Source organism: Hydrogenophaga sp. LT287 (genome assembly GCF_055702805.1).
The window spans coordinates 17,788-36,346 of sequence record NZ_JBVPZC010000027.1; the positions used below are offsets into that span (position 1 = coordinate 17,788).

Annotated in this window: 20 protein-coding genes; 12 read left to right on the forward strand and 8 right to left on the reverse strand. The window is 65.7% G+C overall.

The window, feature by feature from the left end; all coding sequences use genetic code 11:
* Positions 1–28 precede the first annotated feature (28 nt).
* The 3 genes from AC0GNR_RS15950 to AC0GNR_RS15960 all read left to right on the forward strand — a co-directional run bounded on the left by AC0GNR_RS15950 (position 29) and on the right by AC0GNR_RS15960 (position 1,882).
* Positions 29–421: a universal stress protein gene (locus tag AC0GNR_RS15950; protein ID WP_472901885.1), complete on the forward strand. Its 393-nt coding sequence runs from the start codon at positions 29–31 to the stop codon at positions 419–421.
* 47 nt (positions 422–468) lie between these two features.
* Positions 469–1,377, forward strand: coding sequence for a metallophosphoesterase (locus AC0GNR_RS15955; protein WP_472901886.1), 909 nt, complete (start codon positions 469–471; stop codon positions 1,375–1,377).
* 82 nt (positions 1,378–1,459) lie between these two features.
* Positions 1,460–1,882: a universal stress protein gene (locus tag AC0GNR_RS15960; RefSeq protein ID WP_472901887.1), complete on the forward strand. Its 423-nt coding sequence runs from the start codon at positions 1,460–1,462 to the stop codon at positions 1,880–1,882.
* Between the two features lie 210 nt (positions 1,883–2,092).
* Here AC0GNR_RS15960 and AC0GNR_RS15965 read toward each other — a convergent pair whose 3' ends face one another.
* Positions 2,093–2,740: a TetR/AcrR family transcriptional regulator gene (locus AC0GNR_RS15965; protein WP_472901888.1), complete on the reverse strand. Its 648-nt coding sequence runs from the start codon at positions 2,738–2,740 to the stop codon at positions 2,093–2,095.
* A 232-nt stretch (positions 2,741–2,972) separates the two neighbouring features.
* Between AC0GNR_RS15965 and AC0GNR_RS15970 the strand changes: the two genes are divergently transcribed.
* Positions 2,973–3,428, forward strand: a complete 456-nt coding sequence (locus AC0GNR_RS15970; protein ID WP_472901889.1) for a fasciclin domain-containing protein — start codon at positions 2,973–2,975, stop codon at positions 3,426–3,428.
* Positions 3,429–3,434: 6 nt separating this feature from the next.
* On the opposite strand, the gene AC0GNR_RS15975 is transcribed toward AC0GNR_RS15970, so the two are convergent.
* Complete coding sequence (locus tag AC0GNR_RS15975; protein ID WP_472901890.1) at positions 3,435–4,382, reverse strand: LysR family transcriptional regulator ArgP; 948 nt, start codon at positions 4,380–4,382, stop codon at positions 3,435–3,437.
* Between the two features lie 197 nt (positions 4,383–4,579).
* Between AC0GNR_RS15975 and AC0GNR_RS15980 the strand changes: the two genes are divergently transcribed.
* The 5 genes from AC0GNR_RS15980 to AC0GNR_RS16000 all read left to right on the forward strand — a co-directional run bounded on the left by AC0GNR_RS15980 (position 4,580) and on the right by AC0GNR_RS16000 (position 9,679).
* Positions 4,580–5,935 (forward strand): D-amino acid dehydrogenase, encoded by a 1,356-nt coding sequence (locus AC0GNR_RS15980; protein ID WP_472901891.1) that lies wholly within the window; start codon positions 4,580–4,582, stop codon positions 5,933–5,935.
* A gap of 131 nt (positions 5,936–6,066) precedes the next feature.
* Positions 6,067–6,288 (forward strand): hypothetical protein, encoded by a 222-nt coding sequence (locus AC0GNR_RS15985; protein ID WP_472901892.1) that lies wholly within the window; start codon positions 6,067–6,069, stop codon positions 6,286–6,288.
* Positions 6,258–7,643: an alanine/glycine:cation symporter family protein gene (locus AC0GNR_RS15990; RefSeq protein WP_472901893.1), complete on the forward strand. Its 1,386-nt coding sequence runs from the start codon at positions 6,258–6,260 to the stop codon at positions 7,641–7,643. The genes AC0GNR_RS15985 and AC0GNR_RS15990 overlap by 31 nt, the downstream gene beginning before the upstream one ends.
* Positions 7,644–7,835: 192 nt before the next feature.
* Positions 7,836–8,822, forward strand: a complete 987-nt coding sequence (locus AC0GNR_RS15995; protein WP_472901894.1) for a hypothetical protein — start codon at positions 7,836–7,838, stop codon at positions 8,820–8,822.
* A 26-nt stretch (positions 8,823–8,848) separates the two neighbouring features.
* On the forward strand, positions 8,849–9,679 hold the full coding sequence (locus AC0GNR_RS16000) for a hypothetical protein (RefSeq protein ID WP_472901895.1): 831 nt from the start codon (positions 8,849–8,851) through the stop codon (positions 9,677–9,679).
* 42 nt (positions 9,680–9,721) lie between these two features.
* On the opposite strand, the gene AC0GNR_RS16005 is transcribed toward AC0GNR_RS16000, so the two are convergent.
* The 4 genes from AC0GNR_RS16005 to AC0GNR_RS16020 form a co-directional block, all read right to left on the reverse strand.
* The gene (locus AC0GNR_RS16005) at positions 9,722–10,612 is read right to left on the reverse strand and encodes a M14 family zinc carboxypeptidase (RefSeq protein ID WP_472901896.1); all 891 of its coding nucleotides are present in this window, start codon (positions 10,610–10,612) and stop codon (positions 9,722–9,724) included.
* 99 nt (positions 10,613–10,711) lie between these two features.
* Entirely contained in the window at positions 10,712–11,980 is a 1,269-nt protein-coding gene (locus AC0GNR_RS16010; protein ID WP_472901897.1) for an acyl-CoA dehydrogenase family protein, read from the reverse strand.
* Positions 11,981–12,012: 32 nt separating this feature from the next.
* A complete protein-coding gene (locus AC0GNR_RS16015) occupies positions 12,013–12,825 on the reverse strand; it encodes an alpha/beta fold hydrolase (RefSeq protein ID WP_472901898.1) in 813 nt (270 codons plus the stop codon).
* Between the two features lie 31 nt (positions 12,826–12,856).
* Entirely contained in the window at positions 12,857–13,909 is a 1,053-nt protein-coding gene (locus tag AC0GNR_RS16020) for a 2,5-dihydroxypyridine 5,6-dioxygenase NicX family protein (protein WP_472901899.1), read from the reverse strand.
* Between the two features lie 120 nt (positions 13,910–14,029).
* On the opposite strand from AC0GNR_RS16020, the gene AC0GNR_RS16025 reads away from it, so the two are divergent.
* Genes AC0GNR_RS16025 through AC0GNR_RS16035 form a run of 3 tightly spaced genes read left to right on the forward strand, consistent with a single transcriptional unit; the run spans position 14,030 to position 15,934 of the window.
* Positions 14,030–14,551, forward strand: coding sequence for a flavin reductase family protein (locus AC0GNR_RS16025; RefSeq protein WP_472901900.1), 522 nt, complete (start codon positions 14,030–14,032; stop codon positions 14,549–14,551).
* Between the two features lie 2 nt (positions 14,552–14,553).
* Positions 14,554–15,027 (forward strand): MarR family winged helix-turn-helix transcriptional regulator, encoded by a 474-nt coding sequence (locus tag AC0GNR_RS16030; RefSeq protein ID WP_472901920.1) that lies wholly within the window; start codon positions 14,554–14,556, stop codon positions 15,025–15,027.
* A gap of 4 nt (positions 15,028–15,031) precedes the next feature.
* On the forward strand, positions 15,032–15,934 hold the full coding sequence (locus AC0GNR_RS16035) for a DMT family transporter (protein WP_472901901.1): 903 nt from the start codon (positions 15,032–15,034) through the stop codon (positions 15,932–15,934).
* Positions 15,935–15,938: 4 nt separating this feature from the next.
* On the opposite strand, the gene AC0GNR_RS16040 is transcribed toward AC0GNR_RS16035, so the two are convergent.
* Both AC0GNR_RS16040 and AC0GNR_RS16045 read right to left on the reverse strand, forming a co-directional pair.
* Positions 15,939–16,469 carry a hypothetical protein gene (locus AC0GNR_RS16040; RefSeq protein WP_472901902.1) on the reverse strand — a complete coding sequence of 177 codons (531 nt, stop codon included), beginning with the start codon at positions 16,467–16,469 and terminating at the stop codon, positions 15,939–15,941.
* A gap of 88 nt (positions 16,470–16,557) precedes the next feature.
* A complete protein-coding gene (locus AC0GNR_RS16045; RefSeq protein ID WP_472901903.1) occupies positions 16,558–18,390 on the reverse strand; it encodes an NAD(P)/FAD-dependent oxidoreductase in 1,833 nt (610 codons plus the stop codon).
* Between the last annotated feature and the right edge of the window lie 169 nt (positions 18,391–18,559).

Here is an 18,559-nt window from a genome sequence, read left to right on the forward strand (position 1 = left end):
CGCCTTGTTGGCTTTAAAAGATCGCTCCATGTCCATGAAACTCCTGCTCGCCGTTGACGGAAGCCGCTACACCCGGCGCATGCTGACCTACATCGTGTCCAACGAGCTGCTGTTTCGGCCCCACTACGAGTACGTGCTGTTCCATGTCCTGCCGGGCGAAGGTGGGCGTTTTGACGTAGCGGCCAACGATTCGATCCTGGACGAACCGAGCCATTTCCTGCAAACCCATGGTTTCAGCCCGCAACGCATGCTGCGCCAGGGCACGCCAGCGGCCGAACTGGTGTACGCCGCCAACCAGCTGCAAAGCAACATGGTGGTGATGGGTTGCCGAGGCCAGTCGGCACTCGAAACCGCCGTCATGGGCTCGGTCACCACCGAGGTGCTGGCGCGCTCACACGTGCCGGTGCTGGTCATTCGCTGAGGGGGCAGGCGGCTGCGGGGCGCGGCAATCTGGCCGACAATGCCCGCATGAATATCCAGCTTCTGAGCGACCTGCATCTCGAAGCCAACCCCGAATTTGTCGCCAGCCCCGCGCCGGGTGCGCAGGTGCTGGTGCTGGCCGGTGACATCGGTTCGTACCAGACCCGCCGCGACGGCAGCGTGATGGCCGAACCCGACTGGGGTTTGCAGCGCTTCTCGCCGCTGCCGCAATACGCGGGGTGGCCGGTGCCGGTGCTGTTTGTGCCGGGCAACCACGAGTACGACGCACTGGAATTGGACGAAGCCCACCAGCGCCTGCGCAGCACCTGCGATCGCCTGGGCATTGCCTGGCTGGAGCGCGAAACGCTGGCGATGGACGGCGTGCGCTTTGTGGGCACCACGCTGTGGAGCGACTACGACGCCCTGGGTGACGTGCACGCCAAGCCTGCCAAGGCGCCGCGTGCGCCCCGAAAGGGCGCGCACACGGCCTTTGCCGCCCCCGCTGCCGCTTCGCTCGCCACCGACCCGCTCACCCACCGCCTGCGCCAGCGCGAAAAAGCGTTCCGGGCCGCCAATTTTTACCTCACCAAAATGGCCGGCCAGCGCCACGGCCGGCTGTTTGACGCCGAGGCCATGCGCGCGCTGGCGCTGGACTGCCAGCACTGGCTGCGCAGCGCGCTGGACCAGTCCTTTGACGGCCCGACCGTGGTCGTCACCCACTTCGCGCCCACCCTGCACAGTGCCGACCCGCGCTACGGCCTGAGCCCGGGCACGGCCGGCTTCTGCAACGGGCTGGACGAATTGCTGCCCCTGGCCGACCTGTGGCTGCATGGCCACCTGCATTGCCCCACCGACGTGCAGGTGGGCCGCTGCCGCATCGTGGCGAATCCGCTGGGCTATGCGGACAAGCAAGAACAACGGGCCTTTGTGCCGCAGCACCTGATCAGCCTGCCCTGAAGGCGCTGTTGCGCCAGGTCAAAAGCGCGGCCTTGGCTGCTCTTACACTGCAGATTGATCAACCCCAACAGGAGACGCTTTCATGAAAATTTTGCTCGCGGTCGATGGCAGCAGCTACACCAAAAAAATGTTGGCTTACCTGGCCACGCACGACGAAGTGTTCAGCCCCACGAACGAGTTCACCTTGTTCACCGCGCAAACGCCGCTGCCTCCCCGCGCCCGCGCAGCGGTGGGTGCCGACATTGCCAATGGCTACTACGCCGACGAGGCGGAAAAGGTCACCGCCCCGGTGATCAAGTTCCTGAAGCGCCATGGCATAGAAGGCAAAGTGGTCAGCAAGGTGGGCGCCGCTGGCGAGTTGATCGCCAAAGCGGCCGAGGCCGGTAAATTTGACCTGGTGATGATGGGCTCGCACGGCCACAGCGCGCTGGGCAACCTGGTCATGGGCTCGGTGGCCACGCAGGTGATTGCGCACTGCAAGGTGCCGGTGTTGCTCGTTCGATAACCCCCCGCGCCGCCTGCGGCGTCACCCCCCAGGGGGCGATGCGAGTGGCCCGGCAGAGCCGGTTCCACTGCATCCCTGGGTGAAGTCGCGCTCTCCGGAGGGGACATTGATTTTCCGGCGGAAAGGGTTTGACCAAGGGCACCGCGGAACTGGCTTTGCCAGGCCGCCAGTGCCGCCCCTTGGGGGGTGACGCGTAGCGGCGCGGGGGGGTTATCTGGCCCTCAAGCCGTCAAAACAGGTGCTCAGCACCATGTCAATGATTTGCTCGGTGCTGTAGAGCCCGGTGCTTTTCAGAAAACCCAGCACCGGGTCGCAGGCGCGGGCGTACAGCGTGTACAGCACCGCAATGGGCGGCAGCGCCGGGTTCAGGCTGCCATCGGCCTGGGCGGCCGTGATCCAGGCGCCCATGCGGTCGCTCACGTCCATGAGCCCGTCCACGTAGGCTTTGTTGGTGGTCAGCGCGGCGCGCAGGCTGGAGTTTTCGCTCGGCAGCGACGGCATTTCGCCCGCCAGCTGCACCTCCATGGTCCAGCGTGCCACCGCGCGCAGCTGCTCAATGGGTGGCACCTCACCGGCTGGACGCTCCAGGCTGTCCAAAAACGCCCTTGCCCGCTCCATCACCCGCACCATGGCGGCAGCGGCTAGGTCTTCCTTGCTTGGAAAGTGCTTGTAGAGGCTGGCTTTGGCAATGCCCACCTCGGCCGCCACCTCGTCGACGGTCATGGCGTCAAAGCCTTTTTCGGCCAGCAGGCGGTTCACCGCTGAAACGATGGCGTCTTCACGGGCAATGTGCATTTGCTCGCGAAAACTGCGCTTGGGTGTGGCTTGCGGGGGAGATTTGAGGGCTGCGCTGACCATGGAAAACCTTTTTGTAGGACTCGGATTCTGCCCGATTTCGACGGCAAAGTCGATAACCCAACTGATAAGTATCTTTACATACTAATTGGTATTTTTTCGGACGATTAAGGATAAAGTGCGCTCAGCCCCCGGGTTTTCGGCGCGGTGTCCTTAGGGCACCACCCAGAAATCCAAGCTTGCCTCCCCTGGGGCGGTTCCTGTTTCACCCACTCAACCTGAAAAGACCCACACCATGAAAAAGACCCTCATCGCTTCCATCCTGGCCTTCGGCGCCCTCACCTCTGCCCAGGCCGCTGACATCGTGGACACAGCGGTGGCCGCCGGTTCGTTCAAAACCCTGGTGACCGCCATTCAGGCAGCCGGCCTGGTGGACACGCTCAAGGGCAAAGGCCCGTTCACCGTGTTCGCCCCCACCGACGCCGCCTTTGCCAAGGTGCCCAAGGCCGATCTGGACGCCCTGCTGAAAGACAAGGCCAAGCTCACCGCCGTGCTGACCTACCACGTGGTGCCCGGCAAGGTGATGGCGGCCGACGTGAAGGCCGGCAAAGTGAAAACCGTGCAGGGCTCGGAACTGACCATCGGCACCATGGGCGGTGTGACGGTGGACAACGCCAAGGTCACGGCCACGGACATCGCGGCCGACAACGGCGTGATCCATGTGATCGACTCCGTGGTGATGCCGAAGTAAACCGGCTCAGCCTCGGGCTCCAGACCCCGCCTCAGGCGGGGTTTTTTGCGTCAGGCTGTGGGCGGCAGCACTGCGCAAAGCGGTGCTGAGTGCATCGAGCACGTCGGAGCTGAGGTTCCAGCAATGCCAGTGCAGGGCCACGCCCAGGCGGTGGCGCGGCGCCAGGTTGACCAGTTCGCCGCTGGCCAGCAGCTCGCGCACCCGCAGTTCGGGCAACACGCTCACGCCCCAGCCGGCCTGCACCGCGCGCACCTGCCCTTCGCTGGACGGCACAAACAACTGCTTGAGCATGACGCGGGGCAAGCCAAACGCCTGCGACACAAAGCCGTGCTGCAGATTGTCTTTGCGGTTGAAGGCCACAAACGGCAGCTTGTGAAAGTTGTGCGCGCTCAGGCCTTTGGGGCAATGGGTGGCGGCGTAGTCGGCTTGTGCCACCACCACGTAGTCCATGGTGCCCAGCGGCTCCATCTTGCAGCCGCGCAGCGCCTGCCCCAACGAGGTGACACAGCCCAGCACCTGGCCTTCGCGCAGCCACTCGTGGGTAAATTCCTGGTCGTCGGTGATGATCTCGATCGGCAGGCCGCCCTGCGCCAGCGCGTTCAGCGCGGGCAGCGCCCAGGTGGCGATGCTGTCGGCGTTGATGGCCACCGAAATGCGCTCGTCTTCGCGGCCACCGCCGGTGGAACTGGGCGCGAGTTCCTTCAGATCTTTTTCCAGGTCGGCGCGCAGCAGCCGCATCATCTTGGCGTGCTTGAGCATGAGCTGCCCGGCCGAGGTGGGCTTGAGCGGGCGGCTGCGCACGATGAGCACCGTGCCCACCTGCGCTTCCAGGGCGCGCAGGCGCTGCGACACCGCCGACTGCGTGATGGACAAGCGCTGCGCGGCGCGCTCAAAACCGCCCTCTTCAATGATGGCGGCCAGGCATTCGAGGGCGTCGGGGTCAAAGGTGCTCATGGGGTGGGCGGCAACTTGGGTGGATGAACACGACCTGCATACCAGGTAACGGCCCGCAGGTCGGATGGGGCGTCGCACGGGGGTGGCACATGCATAAGCCAATCTGATGCAAGAAATTTTAAGTTAATTCCGCTTCACTTCAAGCCGGGTTTTTCCCATACTGCGCACCTGTTTCTTCCACTTTTTCGGAGCGGGTCATGCAAGTCACGGTATTGGGCGCGGGCATCATCGGGGTCAGCACGGCGTGGCATTTGCTGCAGCGCGGCCACACCGTCACGCTGGTTGACCGCCAGCCCGACGCGGCGCTGGAAACCAGCTTTGGCAACGCAGCGCAAATTTCGGTGAGCTACTGCGAGCCATGGGCCAACCGCGAAGCGCCGCTGAAGGCGCTGAAATGGATGTTTTCGGCCACCTCGCCGCTGCTGTTTCGCCCACAGATCGACCCCGCCCAGTGGCGCTGGGGTTTGCAGTTTCTGGGCCAGTGCAACGACGCCGCGTTTGAGCGCAACGTGGCGCAACTGGTGGCGCTGGGCTCTTACAGCCACGCGGCCTTGAAAGACGTGGTGGCCGAGACCGGCATCGAATACCACCGGCTCGAACGCGGTATTGCCCACTACTACACCGACCAGAAATCGTTTGACGGTGCGGCAGGCGCCGCTGCCGTGATGCAGAAGTTTGGTGTGAAGCGCAAAGTAATCAGCCGCGCCGAGCTGCTGAACATTGAACCCGCGCTGACGGCCTTTGCCGACCGCATCGTGGGCGGCACGTTCACCCCCAGCGACGAGTCGGGCGACGCGCGGGTGTTTACCCAGCAACTGGCCGCACTGTGCGCCCAACGCGGCGCGCAGATGCTTTACGGCCACGACATCGAAGCGATTGACGTCACCGGTGGCAGCGTGCAGCAGGTGCGCGTGCGCGACCGTGCAACCGGGGCCACACGCGCCCTGAAGGCCGACGCCTATGTGGTGGCCTGCGGCTCGTACACCACCCCGCTGCTCAAGCGCGTGGGCGTACACGTGCCCATTTACCCCGGCAAAGGCTACAGCGCCACCCTGCCGCTGCTGCAGCCGCACATGGCACCCCAGGTGAGCATGATCGACGACCAGCTGAAGATTGCGATGTCGCGCCTGGGCAACCAGCTGCGCGTGGCCGGCACCATCGAGCTGGGCGGGTTCGATGTGTCGCTGGACACGCCGCTGGCCAAAAAACGCTGCGAGATGCTGGTCAAGCGCATTGAAGAAGTGTTCCCCGGCGTGGCCGACACCCGCACACCCGAGCAAGGCGGCGACCCGCAGTTCTGGACCGGCCTGCGCCCGGCCACCCCCACCAACATTCCGCTCATGGGCCGCACGAAAGTGGGCAAGCTGTGGGTGAACGCTGGCCACGGCACGCTGGGCTGGACGCACGGCGCCGGCTCGGGCAAGGCGCTGGCCGAACTCATCCACGGCGAGCAGCCCGCCATGGCGTTTGATTTTTACGGCATGAAGCCCCAGACCCAGGCGCCCATGGCCCGCACAGCACGGCTGCAAACGCCACCGCCCAGCCAGGCCTGAGAATATCGATCAAGGCCGGTGGCTGCGCGCGGCAGTCACCGGCCTTTTTGCATCCCGGCGAGAAAGCCGTGCGCTGCGGCTGCGGTGACCCACACGCCGCCCGGCGCCCCAAAAAAAAACAGGAGACAAGCATGATCCCAACCTCTTTCAAGCTTGGCGATGGACGCGCGCTGGGCGGTGCATGGCTGGCGGTGGCCAGCATGCTGGCCCATGGCGCAGCGCAAGCGCAAGCCGCTGAGCCACCCACGCTGGACGAGCGCATCAGCGCCGTGGTGCAGCCCTATTCCGAGCCGTGGCCGGTGCCATTTTTTACTCGGTGCCCGTGGGCGGCACCAGTTTCCCACTCATCGTAGGCTGGCTGATCGCTGCGGCCGTGGTCTTCACGCTGTATTTCGGCTTCATTCAGTTCCGGGGCTTTGGCCATGCCATCCAGGTGGTGCGCGGGCGCTATTCCCATCCGTCCATGGCCGGTGAGGTGACGCCGTTTCAGGCCCTCACCACCGCCGTATCGGGCACCGTGGGCCTGGGCAACATTGCCGGCGTCGCGGTGGCGGTGGGCATCGGCGGCGCGGGTGCCACGTTCTGGATGATTCTGGCTGGCCTGCTGGGTATGGCGTCCAAATTTACTGAAGTCACCCTCGGCGTGAAGTACCGCAACGTGCACCATGCGGCGGGCACCGTCTCAGGCGGGCCCATGCGCTACCTCTCCAAAGGGCTGGCCGAGCGCGGCCTGCCACGGCTGGGCAAGTTTCTGGCGGCGTTCTTTGCCATCTGTTGCGTGGGAGGTGCCCTCGGCGGGGGCAACATGTTCCAGGCCAACCAGAGCTTTCAGCAGGTGGTGGGCGTGACCGGGGGGGCCGACAGCTTCCTGGCCGGCAAAGGCTGGTTGTTTGGTCTGATCATGGCCGTGCTGGTGGGCCTGGTGATCATCGGCGGCCTCAAGTCGATCGCCCGAGTGACGGAAAAAGTGGTGCCCTTCATGGCCGGCCTCTACATGGTGGCGGGCCTGGTGGTTCTGTTCGTCCACATCGACATGCTGCCCTGGGCCCTGGGCCAGATCTTCCTGGGTGCGTTCTCGGCCGAAGGCGTGGCCGGCGGCGTGGTGGGTGCGCTCATCCAGGGCTTCAAACGGGCCGCGTTTTCCAACGAGGCCGGCGTGGGCTCGGCGGCCATTGCGCACTCGGCGGTGCAGACCGACCAACCGGTGTCGCAAGGCTTTGCCGCGCTGCTGGAGCCGTTCATTGACACCGTGGTGATCTGCACCATGACGGCCCTGGTGATCATCATCACCGGCCATGTCGACGCCAGCGGCGTCACGCCCTTGGCCCATGGCGCCTCCGGTGTGGGCCTGACCTCGGCCGCCTTTGGCAGCGCGGTGCACTGGTTCCCCTATGTGCTGGCGCTGGCGGTGGTGCTGTTTGCCTTCTCCACCATGATCACCTGGAGCTACTACGGCCTGAAAGCCTGGACCTACCTGCTGGGCGACAGCCTGGCATCGGAACTGGTGTTCAAATTTTTGTTCCTCGTCTTCGTGGTCATTGGCTCCAGCATGGGGCTGGGCCCGGTGATCGACTTCTCAGACTCGATGATCTTCGCCATGGCGCTGGCCAACATCGTGGGCCTGTATTTCCTCATGCCCGTGGTCAAACGCGAGCTGGACAAATACTGGGCGGGTATTCGCTCGGGCCACATCAGCGTGACCAAGTAGGCCCTTTTTTCCTTTCTTCCCCGCAACACGCGGGGTGTCTTTCACGGCCCGCCCTGCGCGGGCCGTGCCCGTTTCAGAGGCCCTTGTTCGCGCCCATTGACGCGACGCAACGGGACCACACATGGCCCGGCCACCGCCGAGTGCGCGCTTCCTAGAATGAATTTTCATCATTCATCTTGAGGAGTTGGGCCCATGTTTTCCTTCAAAAAATCGGTGCCCTGGGTGGCCTGCGCTGCGCTGGTGGCTTGCGGTGGCAGCAGCGATTTGACCGACAACCCGGTGGGCGAACCCCTGGCCATCACGGCGGCCAACTACCTCACGGTGACGCAAGAGGTGCTGATGACCTCGTTCAGTCTGGTGGACACATCAGAAGCACTGGTGTACGGCGCCAGCGTGAGTGCCGTGCCCCAACCGCTGCGCTACGCGCGCCTGCAGCTGCCCCGGTTGCCCGAACGGGTGGCGGGCATAGGCGCCGTGGTGGTGGGCGCCGAGTACAGCGACATCCTGCCCTGTGAGAGTGGCAGCGTCACGATCACGTTTGACGACCGGGACAACAATGGGGTCGTCTCAGCCGGGGACGTGCTCACAGAAACCTTCAACAACTGCGTGGAGCTGGGGGAGACGGCCAACGGCACGCTGCGATTTGCTTTCAACACCCTCACGGGCGACCTGCAATCCACCGTGTTTGCGGCCAAGCTGACCTTGTCGTTCGAAGTTTTCCGCGTCACCTCGGCAGCGGGTTCGGTGCTGGCCAACGGCACGGTGACGCTCGACACCGTGTCCACCGGGCTTTACGCACAAACATTTGGCCTGACCACGGCCAGCTACCGCGAAGAGCTGAATGTGGGCGGTACCCTGACGAGCCGCACCCTGACCAACTTCACCACCCACGAAACCATTGAGCCCGCGCTGCTGGACTACGCGTACTCGGCCACGGTCAACGGCACCCTCACGTCGTCGGCCTTGGGCGGCAAGTCGGTGGTCATCGCCAACATCACGCCCTTCAGCGGGCTGGGCGCCCAAAACTACCCGCCCAACGGCCAGGCCCTCGTGACAGGCTCGGCCAGCAGCTTGCGCATCACGGCGGTGTCTGACACCCAGGTGTTCATCAGCGTGGACACCAACGGCGATGGCAGCGCGGACCTGTCGGAAACACACGCCTGGAGCGAGTTCATTTGACGCCACGGGCTCGCTGCAGCGGTTCCATGGCTGTGGCGCTGGCGTTGGTTTTTTCCAGCGCTGCACTGGCCATGGACTGCGGCACGCCCACGCTGGGCCTGGGAGCCGGGCGCGAGCACAGCCACTGGGCCGAGCGGGATGCTCAAGGCGCTACGGTGCTGACCGAACGCGGCTGGCTGGACCGTGTCGCGCTGGCGGCGGGAGGCCAATGCGGCACGGCCACATGGGAAGCGCAGTGGGCCCGCAGCCAGGGCACGCGCCACTACGACGGCCAGACCCAGACCGGCACGTCGGTGCAAACCAGCAGCCGCCTGCGCGTGGATGCACTCACGCTGAGCGGCTGGCTACCGCTGGGCACGCTCGCCCAGACAAGCCCGCAAGACGCTGACACCCCTTGGGCCTGGGGCGCTAGGCTGGGCTGGCGGCAGACCGACCGGCACATCGCCAGCACCACCACCGCGCTGGGCTACCCGGAGCGTTTTCGGGCCTGGCAGCTCGCGCTGGGCGCGCGCTGGCGCTTGCACAAGGCCGCCACCTGGCAACTGAGCGCCAGCAGCTGGGCCGGCGGTGGCCCTGGCGGCACAGCGCGGGTGGGCCTGCCCAACGCCGACCCGCTGACCCTGCCGCTGGGCCCCAACCGCCTGCTGGCGCTGGGCCTGCAGCTCGACGGTGGCGCGCGCAGCGCGCGGCCCGGCGCCTGGTCGTGGCAACTGCGGCTGGAAAGCCAGCTGGAGACCACCGCCGCCGGGGCAGCGCGGGCGGTCACCCGCAACGGCGTGCCGGTGGCCGTGGCGTGGATGCCTGAAATACGCCAGCGGCAGACGGTGCTGGCGGCCGCGCTGAACCGGCGGTTTTGAAAAAGCTGTTTGGTTTGAAACGGTTTGGGGAGCCCAGCGCGCTCAGCGCACCGGCCCGCCCATGCCTTGGCCCACGCGCTCGCTCATCCAGCGCAGCAGGTCCAGCCACATCTGGCGCATTTCGGCGTCCAGCGGCGTGCGAAACGCGCTGGTGAGTTCAATGGTGACCACCGGCATGCCTTTGTGCACGCCGCCGTAGTTGCCCAGGCTGCCGGGAAAAATGCCCACCTGGTCAAGGTACAGGCGGCCGAGCTGGGGCGGCGGCACACCGGGGCCGTCGAAGTCGAGCACGCCGTAGGGCGCGTGGATGCTCACCACCAGGTCGGGCTGGAAGCGCTCCATCTCGTCGTGCAGGTACTTCGATTCGGGCTCGGACAAGGGGCTGGGTCCGGGCCAGCGGCGCGGGTCTTTTTTGGTGCGCTGTTCCCAGTAGACCTTGGCGTCGCGTGCCCAGTTGGGCGTGGGAAAGTTGCGGTTCAGGTCCACGCCGCGGGCGTTCACCCGCTTGGCGGGCCGGGCCATCAGGCCGTCGGGGTTGAGCGCGGGAACGAAGCGCCAGTGGGCGTTGGACGGCGTTTCGGTGGCGCGTTGAATCCAGTGCAGCGCCAGCGAGGCCGACGACAGTTCGTCGCCGTGCATGGCGCCCACCACGAGCACGCGGATTTTGGCGTCGGGGGCCACCACGTCGCGGTAGTAAAGCGTGCGGCCTTGCACCGAGCGGCCCACGGTGGGTTTGAGCTGGGCGGCTGAGCACAAGGCGCCTGACACATTGGGCAAGCGCGCCACAAACTCACGGCAGGGATCGCTGCCCGGCACATCGGCCAGCGGGTGGCCAGGCCCGCGCGCCATGGCCAGGGCCGGGGTCAGCACCGCCGCAGCCAAAGCCAGCAGCACCAGACGCTTGCCCATTCGGAACGTGTCAATTTCACTCATGCAGGCATTCTAGGAGCCAGCCCGGCTTGAACGCCTTGCGCCCCAGGCAAGTGCCTGGGCAGAGCGTGACAGCTTGCACGCAGGGCGCCATGCTCGCCTTCAAGCGTCTTTTTCGCCGGCTTCGTACAGCGTCTCGCGGCCCATGCGGTCCAGTATCAGTTCGGCCGTCCAGGGCAGCATGAGGGCGCCGCAGCGGCTGTCGCGGTACAGGCGCTCCAGCGGCAGGTGTTTCATCATGCTTTGTCCGCCGCAGGTGCGAATGGCCAGGCGGGCAATGTCGTTGGCGCCTTCCATGACGCTGTAGTGCGCGGCGTACAGGCGCAGTTTTTCGTCTTTGCTCGGGTTGGGCTTGGCCTCGGCAATGGCGCGGGCAAAGATGCTTTTCATGTTCTCCAGCTGGATGCGCATTTGCGCCACCGTGATCTGCTTGGTGGGGAACTGGCGGCGCTTGATGGGCGGCTCGCCTTCGACCTCACCGCGCAGGTATTTCACGGTGAAGTCGTAGGCCGCGTTGGCCAGGCCCAGGTAGGTGGGCGAGAGCGTGAAGAACATGGCGGGCCAGGTTTGCGCGCCCTTGAAGTAAATGCCGCGCGGCATGAGCTGCTCAGCATCGCTCACAAAAACGTCTTTGAACGCGAGGTTGCGGCTGACGGTGCCGCGCATGCCCAGCGGGTCCCAGTCGCCGCTGATGCTGAAGCCTTCGGACGTGGCGGGCACGCTGATGTAAAGCGTGTCGCGCGCGTCGGGGTGGTCGTCGCCTTTGTCTTCGGTGCACAAAATGCCGTAGTAATTGGCTGCGCCCGAGAGGCTGGCCCAGATTTTTCGGCCGTTGATGAGCCAGCCCCCGTCCACCTTTTTGGCGGTGGTGCCAAAGGGCGCGCGCCCAGCGGCGGCAGCGGTACCTTCGCTGAAAGGCTGGGCGTAAATGGCGCCATCGTTCACGATGCGGCTGAAGTGCAGCTCGCGCCGGGCCAGGTGCTCGGCACGCTGCTCGTCGGTCATGGCAATGCCGTCGGCCAGCACACCGGTCCACATGGTGCTGCAAATGTGCATGTTCCAGGTGAGTGCGGTGGCGCCACAAAAACGGCCAATTTCAGCGGCCACCATCATGTAGGTGGTGTAGTCAGCGCCCAGGCCGCCGTGTGCGGTGGGCACGCAGAGTTTCAGAAAACCGGCGGCGCGCAGGTCGTCGTAGTTGGCAAACGGAAAGCTGGCTTCGCGGTCCCATTGCGGTGCGCGGGCGGCGAACACGTCGCGGCCCAAGGCGTGGGCCTTGGCCAGCAGCTCGCGCTGCAGCGGGGTGAACGGCATGTCGCCCACGGCGGGGGTGAAGTCCAGGCCGGTGTGTGGGTTGACGGGGTTGTTCATGGGGCTTGTCTCCTGCGAGTGGGGTGATGGGCTCAATGCGTGTCGGGCAGCGGCTTGGGCGTGGGCTCCTGCAGGAAAGCGAGCAACAGCGCGTCAAACTCGTCGGGTGCTTCCAGGTTCATCAGGTGGCCGATGCCAGCGAGTTCGGCGTAGCGCGCGCGCGGGATCGCGGCCGCCATCTGCTTCATCACGGCGGGCGCGGCCACGCGGTCAAACTCGCCGCCGATGAGCAAGGTGGGCACGCGGATCTGGGCCAGATCGGCCTGCCGGTCAAACGTGACCAAACATTCCAGCGCGCGGCGGTAGGTGGCGGCGGGTACGTTGGCCATGCAGTGCTCGGCCAGCTTAAGCCCCTCGGGCAACGAGCCGGGGCCAACCATCTGCGGCACCAGCTTGGCCGCCATGTGTGCCATGGTCTGGCCGGCGTCCAGCGGCGCCGTGCGCTGCGCAATGAACTGCTGCGCCCAGGCCTCGGCGCTCTTGCCGTCGGTGCGTTTGCCGAAGGCTGCGGAAGTGCCGCACAAGATGAGCTTGTTCACCTTGTCCGGGCGGCGGGCGATCACTTCTTGCGCCACCATGCCACCCATGCTGTGGCCCAAAAGCGCCACGCTGTCGCATTGCAGCGCGTCGATCAAGTCCACACAGCGCTGCGCCAGGCCTTTGAAGGTGTATGGCTCAATGGGCGCGCTGCGGCCATAGCCGGGCATGTCCCAGGCCACGGCGCGGTAGCCCAGGCTGGCCAGTGTTTCCACCTGTGGTGCAAAGGCGCGGTGGCCCCCGCCAATGCCGTGCAACATGAGCACGGTGGGGCCGCTGCCCAAGGTCATGAACTTGGGCAGTGTCATAGAGCCACCTTTCGTTTCAGACAGGGCGTTTTCATGCGTCCACCACCCGGCCTGCGCCCACCACCACTGCGTCGTCCAGCGACACGGTGCAGCCGCGCATCGGCCAGTCGAAATGGCCGCGGGTGTAGCGGCCAGCGGTTTCGTTGGCGCCGGTGCTGTAGAGAAAATTGCCGGCAAAGGCGCGCAGCTCGGTGCCGTTGAAGTCACGCTTGTCGTAAAGCGCCATGCTGTCCCAGCGGGCGGCATCGTTCAGGCCGTAGCCCACATGCGAAACGGCGTAAGCGTCTTTTTCGCCCCAGGCGGCAAAGTGCGAGCGCAACAGTTCGGCATCCACCCCGGTGCCGTAGATGCGGGTCACGTAGTCGTTTTCAATCGTCAACGTGATAGCGCGCTCGATGTAGCGCTTGAAGGTCAGGTTCACGTCACCCTCGGCCAGCACCAGCGTGCCGTTGACGCTACCGGCGGCGGGAAACGCCAGCACCAGGCCGCCCGGCCAGTGGGTGAGCGTGCCGGGGCGCGTGGTGCTGCCCCAGTTGCCACCAGCCACCGCGCCTGGCAGGGCGATGCTGAGGTCGGTGCCCGCGGCTGAGCGCACGCGCATGGCCTGGGCGCCGCGCAGGCGTTTCACATGCGCTTTCACGCGGGCTTCGGTGGCGTCGTCGGGCAGCAGGCGGGCCAGCGCTTCGGGGTGCTCGTTGCTCACGTACACCACGCGCGGCTGGGTGCTGCCGTTTCCCTGCAAAATGGCGGGCAGCTCGGGCGCGTGCATCAGGCCTTCTACCGTGCAGTCCACCACCAGGGTGCAGGCTTGCAGCGCGGCCACCACCGGCGCCAGCTGCTGAATGGCCGGCGTGGCGCCGGTGGACCGGGTGACCGGCTCCCGGGCGCTGAACACCGAGGGCAGCGTGAGCGTGAAGCTGCGCGCCCCCAGGCGGTCAGCCGCCAGGCGCGCCAATTCCATCAGCACCGGCCGACTTTGGGTTTCACCGAGAATGGCTACCGTGTCACCCGGTTGCAACGCGCAGCGGCGCAACACGGCCTCAAACGCGTCGACCCAGGCGGGTTCGATCCGCTCTTGCAACATAACGTCTCCTAAAGAAATACGCGCGCCCTTCCAAGGCGCGTTGGCCGGGTGGTTCCCTGCGGGCTTGATGCCTGGCACGGCACCGCCTATTATTGATGAATTTTCATGTAAATGGCACCCATGTCACCAGCCCGCTCTGCCGGCCACCAGGCCCGCCCACCCGACTTTTCTGCGCGCGAATTCCGCGCGTCGCTGGGCATGTTTGCCACCGGTGTCACCATCGTCACGGCGCGCACCGCTGCGGGTGAGCTGGTGGGCCTGACCGCCAACTCCTTCAACTCGGTCTCGCTCGACCCGCCACTGGTGCTCTGGAGCCTGGGCCGTGCGGCGGGCTCCATGGCGGCGTTTTCCAACGGCATGCACTACGCCATCAACGTGCTGGGCGCCGACCAGCAAGCCCTGGCCGAGCAATTTGCGGCCAAGGGCATCGACCGCTGGGCCGGTGTGGCGTTCACCGAAGGCGTCAGCGGGGCGCCGCTGCTGGCGGGTGCGGCCGCCACGTTTGAATGCTTCAACCGCAGCCAGTACGCCGAGGGCGACCATGTGATTTTTGTGGGCGAAGTAGAGCGCTGCGCCCACCGCGCCGACGCGTCGCCGCTGCTCTACCACGGCGGTAAGTTCTACACCGAACACCCCCTTTGACGATGGGCAGAAAGACGGACACCGCGCGGCCGCAAGGACCCGTCGAAGCAACCGGCTCCCGCTTTGTGGACGACTACCTGGGCTACCTGCTCGGCCAGGCCAACCATGCGCTGTTCAAAGACTTTGAAGCCGCGGTGCGAGCCGCCGGGCTGGGCTCGCTGGAATGGCGTGTGCTGGCCACGCTGAGCGACCAGGCCCCCATGCCCGTGGGCCAGCTCGCGCAAGAGGTGCTGAGCCAGCAGCCCACCGTCACCAAGCTGCTGCAGCGCCTGAGCGCACAAGGCTGGGTGCAGTTGACGGACGATCCACAAGACCAGCGGCGCACGCTCGTGGCCATCACCCCCGCAGGGCAGGAAAAAGTGAACCCCCTCATGGCCCAGGCCCGCGAACACGAAACCCAAACCCTCGCCGGCCTGAGCGCCGCCGACATTCAGCGCCTGAAAGCCCAGTTGCGCGCGCTGACCCACACCCGCTGATGCCATGACCACGATTCAACGCAAAGACCACCTCGACACGTTTGCCATCACCCTGCTGGTGGCGTGCTGCGCGTTTTGGGGTTTCCAGCAAATTTTGATCAAGTTCGCCAGCCGCGAAATCCCGCCGCTGTGGCAGGCCTCCATCCGCATGTGGGGCGCCACCACCCTGCTCTGGCTGTGGTGCCAATACCGCGGCGTGCCGCTGTTCAAACGCGACGGCACGCTCTGGGGCGGCTTGCTGGTGGGCCTGCTGTTTGCGGGCGAATTCTGCTTTATTTACCTGGGCCTCACGCACACCAGCGCCTCGCGCCTCACGGTGTTCCTCTATACCAGCCCGTTCTGGGTGGCGCTGCTGCTGCCGCGCTTTGTGGCGGCCGAAAAACTGCGCCGCATCCAGTGGGTGGGCCTGTTTGTCGCGTTCAGCGCCGTGGCCGTGGCCTTCAGCGAAGGCTTCATGCACAGCTCCCCCGTGGCCGGGCAATGGAAAGGCGACGCCATGGGCCTGGCCGCCGGCATGCTCTGGGGCCTGACCACACTGGCCATCCGCACCACGAAAATTGCCACCGCAGCGGCCGAAAAGTCGCTGTTCTACCAACTCGGCGTCACCGCCGCCGTCACACCCCTGCTCTCGCTCGCGCTGGGCGAAACCTGGAGCCTGAACTATTCCGCGCTGGCCTGGGGCTCCATTTTTCTGCAAACCGCCGTGGGCGCCTTCGCCAGCTACCTGGCCTGGATGTGGATGCTGCGCCACTACCCCGCCACGCAAATGGCAACCTTCACCTTTTTGACGCCGGTGTTTGCACTGGTGTTTGGCGTGGTGCTGCTGAGCGAACCGCTCACGCTGCAACTGGTGCTGGCGCTGCTGGGGGTGGCGGCGGGGATTGTGCTGGTGAGCCGGAAGGGGTGAAGGTTCAGCCAAACGCCAGGTTCAACACCAGGAACAACAGGAAGCCCTGCACCGCCGGCGCGGTGTCTGCCGGCAGCTCGGCGCACAGCCGCCGCCGGGTGGTGATGGCATCCGGCTCGTGAATGAGTCCCTGCGACTGACCACCCCGCAGCAACTCGAAGCGGGTCTTGAACAGGCTGCTGCGCCTGACCAGTTCGCCGCTGAACGGCTCGGTCACGGTGAGGGTCGCACGGCCCCAGAAGCCTTGAGGCACCGCCACCGCTGCCGAGGCCAGCCGCGCACCATCGTGCATCAGCTCGAAGCGGGTGTCGTTGGTCCAGCCGCGGCGTGTGTACTCAAATTCAATGGTGTATGCCGCGCCCGACAGGCGCAGGTCGATGCTGGACCGCAGCCGCTTCGGCGCCGGGTTCTTCAGCCGCGCGTTGCGGGCCTGCGCCCAGTCGGGAAAACACAGCTCGCCCAGTACCGCACCGTCCGCCGACTTCAGGTCGTAGGTGAAGCCGGAGAGGGCCGAGCGCTGTTCGGCGATCAGCAAGGACCGCTCCGGCGGTGGGGTTCGTGGCAGGCGGGCATGGCGTGGGCAGGCGTTTGGGCCTGCCCACTATAGCGATGCCCTCAGCCGATCAGCGCAAATGGTGTACCGGCGCCTGCCCGTAGACCGGCGTGTCCAGCCCCTCATACCTCGCCTTGAGCTGAAGCGACAGGAACTGCGAGTAGTGCCGGCTCTGGTGCAGGTTGCCACCGTGGATCCACAGCTGTTTCTGGTTGGTGGGCTTCCACATGTTGCGCAGCTCGCCTTCCCACGGCCCCGGGTCTTTGGTGGTGTTCGAGCCCAGCCCCCAGACCTTGCCCACGCGGTCGGCGACTTCGGGCGACACCAGGTCGGCGAGCCAATGGTTCATCGAGCCGTAGCCGGTGGCGTAGACCAGCAGGTCGGCTGGCAGCTCGGTGCCGTCGGTCAGCGTCACGCTCTTGGGGTTGATGCGCTCGATGTTGTTGTGGCTCTTGAGCTTCACGCTGCCGTTGGCCACCAGCTCGCTCGCGCCCACATCAATGTAGTAGCCCGAGCCGCGGCGCAGGTACTTCATGAACAGGCCCGAGCCGTCGTCACCGAAGTCGAGCATGAAACCCGCCTTCTCCAGCCGGCCGTAGAGGTCGGCGTCGCGCTTCTTCATCTCCTCGTACACGGGGATGTGGAAGGTGTGCATGATCTTGTAGGGCACGCTGGCGAACACGAGATCGGCCTTGTGGTGGTCAATGCCGTTCTTCAGCGCTTCCTCGCTGTACAGCCCGCCCAGCGCCAGTTCCATGAGCGAGTCCGACGGCGCAATGTGCGTGCTGCTGCGCTGAACCATGGTCACGTCGGCGCCGTTCTCCCACAGCGCCGCGCAGATGTCGTGGGCCGAGTTGTTGGAGCCCAGCACCACCGCCTTCTTGCCCTTGTACTGCTCGGGGCCAGGGTGCTTGCTGGAGTGGTGCTGGTCACCTTCGAAGGTCTCGGCGCCGGGGATCTTGGGCACGTTGGCGTAGCCCGAGACACCGAGCGCGAACACCAGCTGTTTCGGCCGCAGGGTGACCTCTTCGCCGTTGCGGTCGACCACCACGGTCCACTCGCCTTTGGCCTCGTCGTAGCTGGCCTTCTTCGCAGTGGTCGAGCCCCAGTAGTTGATCTCCATCACCTTGGTGTACATCTCCAGCCAGTCGCCCACCTTGTCTTTCGGCGCGAACACCGGCCAGTCGTCCGGGAAGGGCATGTAGGGCAGGTGGTCGTACCAGACCGGGTCGTGCAGACACAGCGTCTTGTAGCGGTTGCGCCAGCTGTCGCCGGGCCGCGCGTTTTTCTCCACCACGATGGTCGGCACGCCCAGCCGCCGCAGCCGCGCGGCCAGCATGATGCCGCCCTGCCCGCCGCCGATGATCACCACGTAGGGCTGCTCGTCGTAGCCCAGCCGCGCCTCTTCTTCGTGGCGCCGCTCCAGCCAGCTCTTGCGCCCCTGCTGTGCGCCGTGCTCCGCGCCCTTGACGCGGCGTGTGCCCTTCTTCTCTTCAAAACCTTTCAGCTCGACCATGGTGGTCAGCAACGTCCAGGCCTTGTCGTTTTTCAGGCGCAGGTGGCCGCGCCCGCGAGAGACCTGGGTCTCGAAAGTGAACCAGGCCTCTAGCACACCGTCGGCTTCGGTCGCCTCGCCTTCGAGCTGGAAGTTCGATGCGCCGGTTTCGGCCTGGCGCGCCGCGAGCATGTCGCGGATGGCATCAACACCTTCTTGGGTTCGGATGTTCCAGGTGAATGAAACGAGGTCGCGCCAGTAGCAGTCGGCGTCGAACAGCGGCAATACGGCGTCGGGTTGGCCGGATGCGAGGGCGGCGCCGAACTGGTCCAGCCAGGCCTGGGCACGCTGGGAAGGCGTGGTCACGGTCGTGGTGGTGGGCGCGGTGTCGGTTGCGGTATCGGTCATCGGTCTTGTCTCCTGTGGGTGCCGACCTCGAAGCGGGCCGGTGCCCCATACAACTCAAGACGCGTGCCATGCGGCGGACGCGCGCAAGTGCTTGATTTGCCGAGACTTTCAGAAGCGGTGCGGGTGTCACACCCCGTGCACCTGTCACCCGCAAAGTGACAGGTGTCAC